Below are 6,645 nucleotides of genomic sequence, written 5' to 3'. Positions count from 1 at the left end.
TCGGCCGTGAGCCGTTCGGCCTCCTCGTGCAGGCCGCAGGCCAGCGCCGCCTGCACGGCGACCGGCACCAGCTCGGTCGCCCAGAACCAGCCGCCCTTGTGACGTCTGACCGCGAGCGCCCCCTGCACCCGCTCCCACGCCCTGGAGGGCCGGCCCTCCAGCAGGTCGATGCGCCCCAGCAGGGCGACGCCCTGCTGCCCGAGCTGCCAGTAGGTGTGGTCCTCGTCGGCGTCCTCGAAGGTCGCGAGGTCCTCGCGGGCCCACGGCCACTGCCCGCGCGCCACGTTCAGCATCGCCCGGACCATCACCGTCTCGGTCTGGAAGCCGCTGCCGTGGGAGGTCCGCGGGATCATCTCCGCGATCCGCTCGTCCAGGCCGTCCCAGCGTCCCGCCGCGAAGTCCAGCCTCACCCGGATCAGGTCGCAGCCGTACCCGAACAGCTTGTAGCCGGTGCGCCGGGCCAGTTCCTGAGCCTCGTTCAGCGGGCTGCCCGCCCGGTCGTCGTGGCCGAACACGAAGGCCGCGTCGGCCAGGTTGTGCAGCGCCCGGGTGACCTGACGCAGGACGTCGCGGTCCGTGCTCTGCCGGGGCAGTGCCCTCGCGAGCTCCCAGGCCTGCGGGTCACCGGAGACCGCCAGCAAGGTGATCGTCAGAGCGAGCACGGTCGCCCGGGCCACCAAGTCGTCGCTACGGGCCACGATCTCCCCCGCCCGGTCCATCATCTCCCGGTCCTGCGCGAGCGTGGTGGCCGAACGGTGGCCCATGCCGAGCGCCGCCATGGCACTGGCGGCCAGACCCGGTCGGCTCTCCAACTCGGTGATCGCGCGCTCCAGTTCCGCCATCTGGCGGGCCCGGTCGGTGCTGGTGTTCATCAGGGTGCGGGCGAGGTTGAGCCGGATCTCGCCGCGGACGGGGGTGGGCAGCGCCGGGTCGGCGATGATCCGGCTCAGGATCGCCGTACTGGCCACCGAGTCCGCGCTCCAGAAGGCGACGTTGCTCAGCGTGAGAGCAGTACGGGCCCGGTCCACCGGGGAGAGGGCGGGTTCGGCGAGGAGTTGCTGCAGGAGTTCGGCGGCCACGCCCTCGTCGCCGACGGCCACCGCGTGGTCGGCCGCCGCCAGCGCCCTGGGCAGCCAGGCCGCGACGTCGCCCAACTGCCGGGCGTGGTGGGCGATCTGCACCAGCGCCGGCCTGCCCTGCCCGCTCAGCGACTCGATGGCGCGCAGGTGCAGCCGCCGGCGGCGCGGGCCGAGGATCCGCTCGTACACGGCCTGGCGGGCCAGGACGTGGCGGAACCCGTACCGGCCGGGGGCGCGTTCGACCAGGACGTCGGCCTCCAGCGCGGCCGTCAGCGCCTGCTCCGCCTGCTCGTCCGCGAGCCCGGCCAACGCCGCCAACTGCTCCTCGCCGGCCGGCACGGCGAGCACCGCGGCGGCCTGCACCACCGCGACGGCTCCCGGGTCGAGCACCGCCACCCGGCTGTTCACCGCCTCCTGCAAGGCCCGCGGCACCGCCGCGTCCGCCAGCAGCGAGGCCGGGCTCACCCCCTCGACCTGACGGTCCACCAGAACCAGCAGGTCCTCCTCGGCGACCAGTGGGAGCCCGCCGCTGCGCTCGAACAGCACCCGGCCGAGCCGCGCCGCGGCCGGCCCGCCGATCGCCGAGGCGGCCAGCTCGCGCACGTCCGCCTCGGCGAGCGAGCTCAGCGCGATCTCGGTGCCGCCGATTCCCACTGGCCGCCGGTACGGCACGCCGAGCACGTTCCGGGCGCCCGGCAGGTCGAACCGCCGGTAGGTCAGGACCATCCGCAGCTGCTGGGGCGGATTCCTGGCGAGCAGCAGGAGCAGGTCCCGGGTCGCCTCGTCCACCCAGTGCAGGTCCTCCACCATCAGCACGGCCGGGCCCAGCGCACCGAGCAGGTCGTGCACCCCCCGCATGAGCTGCTGCTTGCGCGGCTCGGTGCCGATCTCCGGACCCAACTCCGGCAGGCGGTCGGCGAGTTCCGGCAAATGGGGAGCCAGCACGGCCGTCGCCGCAGTGAAACGGGTCGCGGGGCCGAACAGCGCGTGCGCGTCCCGCAACGCGTCGACGACCGGTCCGTAGGGCAGCGGCTCGCGCAGCGGATGGCACCACCCCCGCAGGACCGCCAGCCCCTCCCCCTCCAGCAGCGGGACGGCCTCCTGCAGCAACCGGGACTTCCCCACCCCGGCCTCACCCTCGACGAACACCACCGCCGGCCCGTGCCGCAGAGCCTCCACCAGCAGCCGCAGCTCGTCCCCGCGGCCCACGAACGCGAATCCCGCGCGGCGCCCCGAGCCGCGCTTGCCGACCGACGAGCTTGCCATGGCGACCTTACGGATCAGGGCCGGGCGAAAGGGACACCCAGGCTACTCCGCTCGCCGGAGCGGGGCCTGGGCCCGCCGGAAGTCCCGGGGTCGCGCCACCTCCTCCCCGCCTTCCGCAGTCGCCGGACGGGCACGTTCGCGCTTCGCACCGAGTCGGTCGGCCTTGCGGATCCAGCTCTGCGGCGTCTTCAGGCGGACGCCCGGGTCCGCGGCGACCGCTGAGACCGTGGCGCCCGGGCACCAGCGTGACAACACGACCGTGTCCGCCCAGAACTCCGGGGGGCAGCTCCTCGTCCCCGCGGGGACCCCGTCCTCCCGAATCGTCAAGACCCGGGCTCCGGTGTCCTCAGCGCAGGGGAAAGCCCGATCCCGCTGGATGGGCCGTTGGGGCACTTTAGACCCTTCGGCCCAGCCGCCCCGGGTCAACACGCCGCCGTCGGCCTAACCTCCGCGCTACCCCCACCCCAGACCTGATTATCAAATCGCCCGGTGATCATGTTCCCGGGCGTTGAAGGGACCATGCGAGCATTCCGACGAAAGGCACGTCATGGCACGTACGCCACTATCCCGTCGCAGAGCCCGGCTCATCTCAACGGCCGCCGCAGTAACGGCCGTTGTGACGGTTCTTCCGGTCGCTCAAGCGGCCGCCGACTCAGTGACCGTCGCCGAGATCACGGTCAGCACGTACTTCAAGCCCAACCAGGTCGCCGCAGGCGGCAAGACCACACTGGAGCTCACCTACACCGGCCCGGCGGCCGGCATGAGCGCCGCGCCCACGGCGTTCCTCAAGTCCGGCTCCTCCCTCGGGCCGGTCGGCCTACCGGATTGGCTGGTCCTTCCCGGCTGCACCCGGACCAACTACCTCTACGGCTGCCCGCTGAGCGAGGTCAGCCGGACCGGCGGCCAGGTCACCTACCGGGCCGAGATTGCCGTCAGCGTTCCGGCCGGCCTCGCCGCAGGTGAATCGGCCAACGTCGAATGGGACGTCTCCGGCCCCCAGGTCAAGGACACCCTGACCGTCCTGGCGGCAGCACCCGCAGCACCGGCAGCGCAGGCAGCACCGGCAGCAGGGGCACCGGCCGCACCCGCAGCCGCGGCCCCGCACACCGGGGGCACGCCCGCGGCTGCGGCTCCTCCCCCCGCGTCCGCCCACGGGCCCGACACCGGCGGCGGCGGCGCCGCCGACGAACTGACGCGTGGCCGAACGGCACAGGAGACCAACCTTCGGGCGTCCGACAGCTCCGGGCCGGGCATCGGCACGGCCGCGGCCGCCATCACTGGTGTGACCCTCCTCGCGGGCGCGATGGCACTGGTCAAGCGGCGTCGCCGCGCTGTCCGCTAGACCGTGCTCTAGAAGGCGCCGAAGGCGTGTCTGGTTGGCCGTCCGGGGAAGGTCCGGACGGCCAGCCAGCGGATGAGGTCGCGCACGACGGTTCGAAGTCGGCGAGGCTTCGTCGATGCCTGGTGGTGCCGAAGGTGCAGTCATCACCCGGATGCGGGGAAGGTCCCTGTGTGTTGCGGTCGCTGTTGTTGATCAGTGCCTCTTGAATGGCCGAGTGACACGCAGAGCGGTGATTCGACGGCGGCGGACGGTGCGGCCCGGGCCTCGGGGCCCTCGCGACACGGCGCCGCGCGCCTGGGGCAGGTGGCCGGGGAGGGCCGCGGCAGTGGTGTGCGCCGGTGTGCTTCTCACGGCGCTGGTCGGTGGCGGCGGAAGTGGGACGCCGCAGGCCACGGTGGGTCACGCCGCGGACGACACCTCCCCTTGCCCGGAGTGCGTGGACGAGTCCGATCCGGGCGCCTTGCAGACACCACGGCCCCCGTCGACCCCGGTGCGACTGCAGGTACCGGACATCAAGGTCGACACCCCCCTCGAAGTGGTGAGCACCGATCCAGCAGGCCGGATCGGCGCCCCTCCGCTCCAGCGCGCCCAGACGGCGGCCTGGTTCAACGGCAGTGTGATGCCGGGATCAGCCGGTTCGGGAGTGATCGTGGGCCATGTGGACGACGCCCACGCACGAGGCGTCTTCTTCCGCCTCAGTGAACTGAAGCCCGGGCAGCGGATCCTGGTGGGCCGTGCCGACGGGACGACGGCAGCGTTCGAGGTGCAGTCCCGCCAGTACGTGAGCAAGACCCGTTTCCCGACCACCCGCGTCATGCAAACAGGAGCAGAAGCCGGCCTGCGCCTGATCACCTGCGCCCCGCCCTTCGACCAGCGCAACCACCAGTACCTGAGCAACCTCATCATCTACGCCCACCTGGTGGCCTGGACTTGACCGCCGCGCTGCGACCACCCCGGGGCGCTTTCGGGACCGCCGCCCCGGACACCCGCACCACGTTGCCCGCCGACGGGTGGCCGCCGACAGCGATCGCGGCGCTCCGTCGTGGACCACGCTCAGGTCAGCGCACCCGCCCGCGCGGCTTCAGCGGCACCGGCGGCAGCTCCGGAGCCGCCAGCCGGGCACCGTCGTAGCCGTGCACCGCCCCGAACAGCGAGCCCTCCATCCACTCCGCGCGCGCCTGCGCGATCTCCTCCCCCGACCGGGCGATGAAGTTCCACCACATCACCAGGCGCTCCTCGAAGGGGACGCCGCCCAGCAGCAGGACGGAGGCGTCGGTGCGGGCCAGCAGCGGGAGTTCGCGGCGGCCGGTGCCGAGGTAGAGGATCGAGCCGGGCTCGACCCGGACGCCGTCCACGTCGACGGAGCCGGTCATCGAGAGGACGGCGTACTCGAACTGCTCCTCCAGCGGGACCCGCTGCGCGGCCCCCTCACGGAGCGTCAGGTCGGCGCCGACCAGCGGGGAGTAGGTGGTGCCCGGGGAGGCGGCGCCGTCCAGGGTGCCGAGGATGACGGTGGCGTCCAGGCCGGACGCGGTGACGGTGGGGAGTTCGGGGTGGTGCTCGAAGGTGGGGGCCGTGTGCCGGTGGCCGTCCGGGAGGGCGACCCAGAGCTGGGCGCCGTGCAGGTAGCGGGCGTGCTGCCGGGGGGACTCCTCGGAGTGGGTGATGCCCCGGCCGGAGGTCATCAGGCCCAGCTCGCGGGCCCGGACCTGCTGCAGGCTGCCGAGGCTGTCGCGGTGCAGCACGGAGCCCTCGTGCAGCCAGCTGACGGTCTGCAGGCCGGCGTGCGGGTGGGGCGGGACCTGCATGCCGGGCTCGTCGGTGATGTCGTCGGGGCCGTAGTGGTCGACGAAGCACCAGGCGCCGACCATCCGCCGTCCGAGGTTGGGCAGCAGGCGGCGGACCTCGGTCGACTCGCCGAGCTGGACCAGCCGCCCCGTCAGCAGCTGCTTCACCGGGCCGGAGTCGGCCTCGCCGCCGCAGGGGGTCGGGGTGGGCTTGAGGTCGAGGTTGCTCATCGCGGGCGCACTCCATCCGGGTCGGCGGCGGGACGCATCCGATCATCCGTCAGTTCGGGCCCGCAGCAAACCGAAGGGCGGGGATCGCTCCCCGCCCTGTCAGGTCGCGCCAGCCCCCGGGGGGGGTTCAGTGCCCGCAGGCCCAGGCCGCCCCCGCCGTGGCCGCCTCCGCCTGCGCCCGCAGCGAGCGGACCGCCTCGGCCGGGTCGGCCGCCCCGTACACCGCCGAGCCGGCCACGAAGACGTCCGCGCCGGCCTCGGCGCAGCGCTCGATGGTGGAGGCCGCGACGCCGCCGTCCACCTGGAGCCAGAGGTCGAGGCCGTGCTTGGAGATCAGCTCCCGGGTGCGGCGGATCTTCGGCAGCATGATGTCGAGGAAGGCCTGCCCGCCGAAGCCGGGCTCCACGGTCATGATCAGGACCATGTCCAGCTCGGGCAGCAGGTCCTCGTACTGCTCGATCGGGGTGGCCGGCTTGAGGGCCATCGAGGCGCGGGCGCCCTTGGCGCGGATCTCGCGGGCCAGCCGGACGGGCGCGGCTGCGGCCTCGGCGTGGAAGGTCACCGAGCCGGCGCCGGCCTCCACGTACTGCGGGGCCCAGCGGTCGGGCTGCTCGATCATCAGGTGGCAGTCGAGCGGGATGTCGGTGGCCCGGGCCAGCGACTCCACGATCGGGACGCCCAGCGTGAGGTTGGGGACGAAGTGGTTGTCCATCACGTCCACGTGCAGCCAGTCCGCGCCTCGGACGGCCTCCGCCTCCTCGGCCAGGCGGGCGAAGTCCGAGGACAGGATGCTGGGACTGATCTGGGCACGGTTGATCTGGGCCATATGAGGGAACCTTCAGACTCGGTGCGGGGCGGCCGGAGCAGCCGCCCGGCTCCATCATCTCCCCTGCCCGAGGCGGGCGGTGAGAGCCCGGGGGGCCGGGTGACCCGCGTCACA

The 6,645-nt window shown here is 73.2% G+C and carries 5 protein-coding genes; 2 read left to right on the top strand and 3 right to left on the bottom strand.

Going from position 1 to position 6,645, the window contains the following annotated elements; translation table 11 throughout:
* A partial coding sequence (locus ABD946_RS13470) for an ATP-binding protein (protein WP_345283281.1) occupies positions 1-2,345 on the bottom strand: 2,345 nt, incomplete at its 3' end.
* Positions 2,346-3,000: 655 nt separating this feature from the next.
* Between ABD946_RS13470 and ABD946_RS13465 the strand changes: the two genes are divergently transcribed.
* Both ABD946_RS13465 and ABD946_RS13460 read left to right on the top strand, forming a co-directional pair.
* Complete coding sequence (locus ABD946_RS13465; protein WP_345283280.1) at positions 3,001-3,687, top strand: hypothetical protein; 687 nt, start codon at positions 3,001-3,003, stop codon at positions 3,685-3,687.
* A gap of 436 nt (positions 3,688-4,123) precedes the next feature.
* Positions 4,124-4,621, top strand: a complete 498-nt coding sequence (locus tag ABD946_RS13460) for a class F sortase (protein ID WP_345283279.1) — start codon at positions 4,124-4,126, stop codon at positions 4,619-4,621.
* Between the two features lie 124 nt (positions 4,622-4,745).
* On the opposite strand, the gene ABD946_RS13455 is transcribed toward ABD946_RS13460, so the two are convergent.
* Together ABD946_RS13455 and rpe are read right to left on the bottom strand one after the other, a co-directional pair.
* On the bottom strand, positions 4,746-5,705 hold the full coding sequence (locus tag ABD946_RS13455) for a pirin family protein (RefSeq protein WP_345283278.1): 960 nt from the start codon (positions 5,703-5,705) through the stop codon (positions 4,746-4,748).
* A gap of 127 nt (positions 5,706-5,832) precedes the next feature.
* Positions 5,833-6,531, bottom strand: a complete 699-nt coding sequence (gene rpe, locus ABD946_RS13450) for a ribulose-phosphate 3-epimerase (protein ID WP_345283277.1) — start codon at positions 6,529-6,531, stop codon at positions 5,833-5,835.
* Between the last annotated feature and the right edge of the window lie 114 nt (positions 6,532-6,645).

The sequence above is a fragment of the Kitasatospora albolonga genome (assembly GCF_039535905.1).
GTDB classification, from domain to species: Bacteria; Actinomycetota; Actinomycetes; order Streptomycetales; family Streptomycetaceae; genus Kitasatospora; species Kitasatospora albolonga.
The sequence above is the reverse complement of the archived record's forward strand: the minus strand, read 5'-3'. Positions and strand labels throughout refer to the sequence as shown.

What these genes read in the sequence shown, in the direction of transcription:
- ABD946_RS13455 (WP_345283278.1), bottom strand. Translation starts at nt 5,705, where the DNA reads ATGAGCAACCTCGACCTCAAGCCCACCCCGACCCCCTGCGGCGGCGAG.
- rpe (WP_345283277.1), bottom strand. Translation starts at nt 6,531, where the DNA reads ATGGCCCAGATCAACCGTGCCCAGATCAGTCCCAGCATCCTGTCCTCG.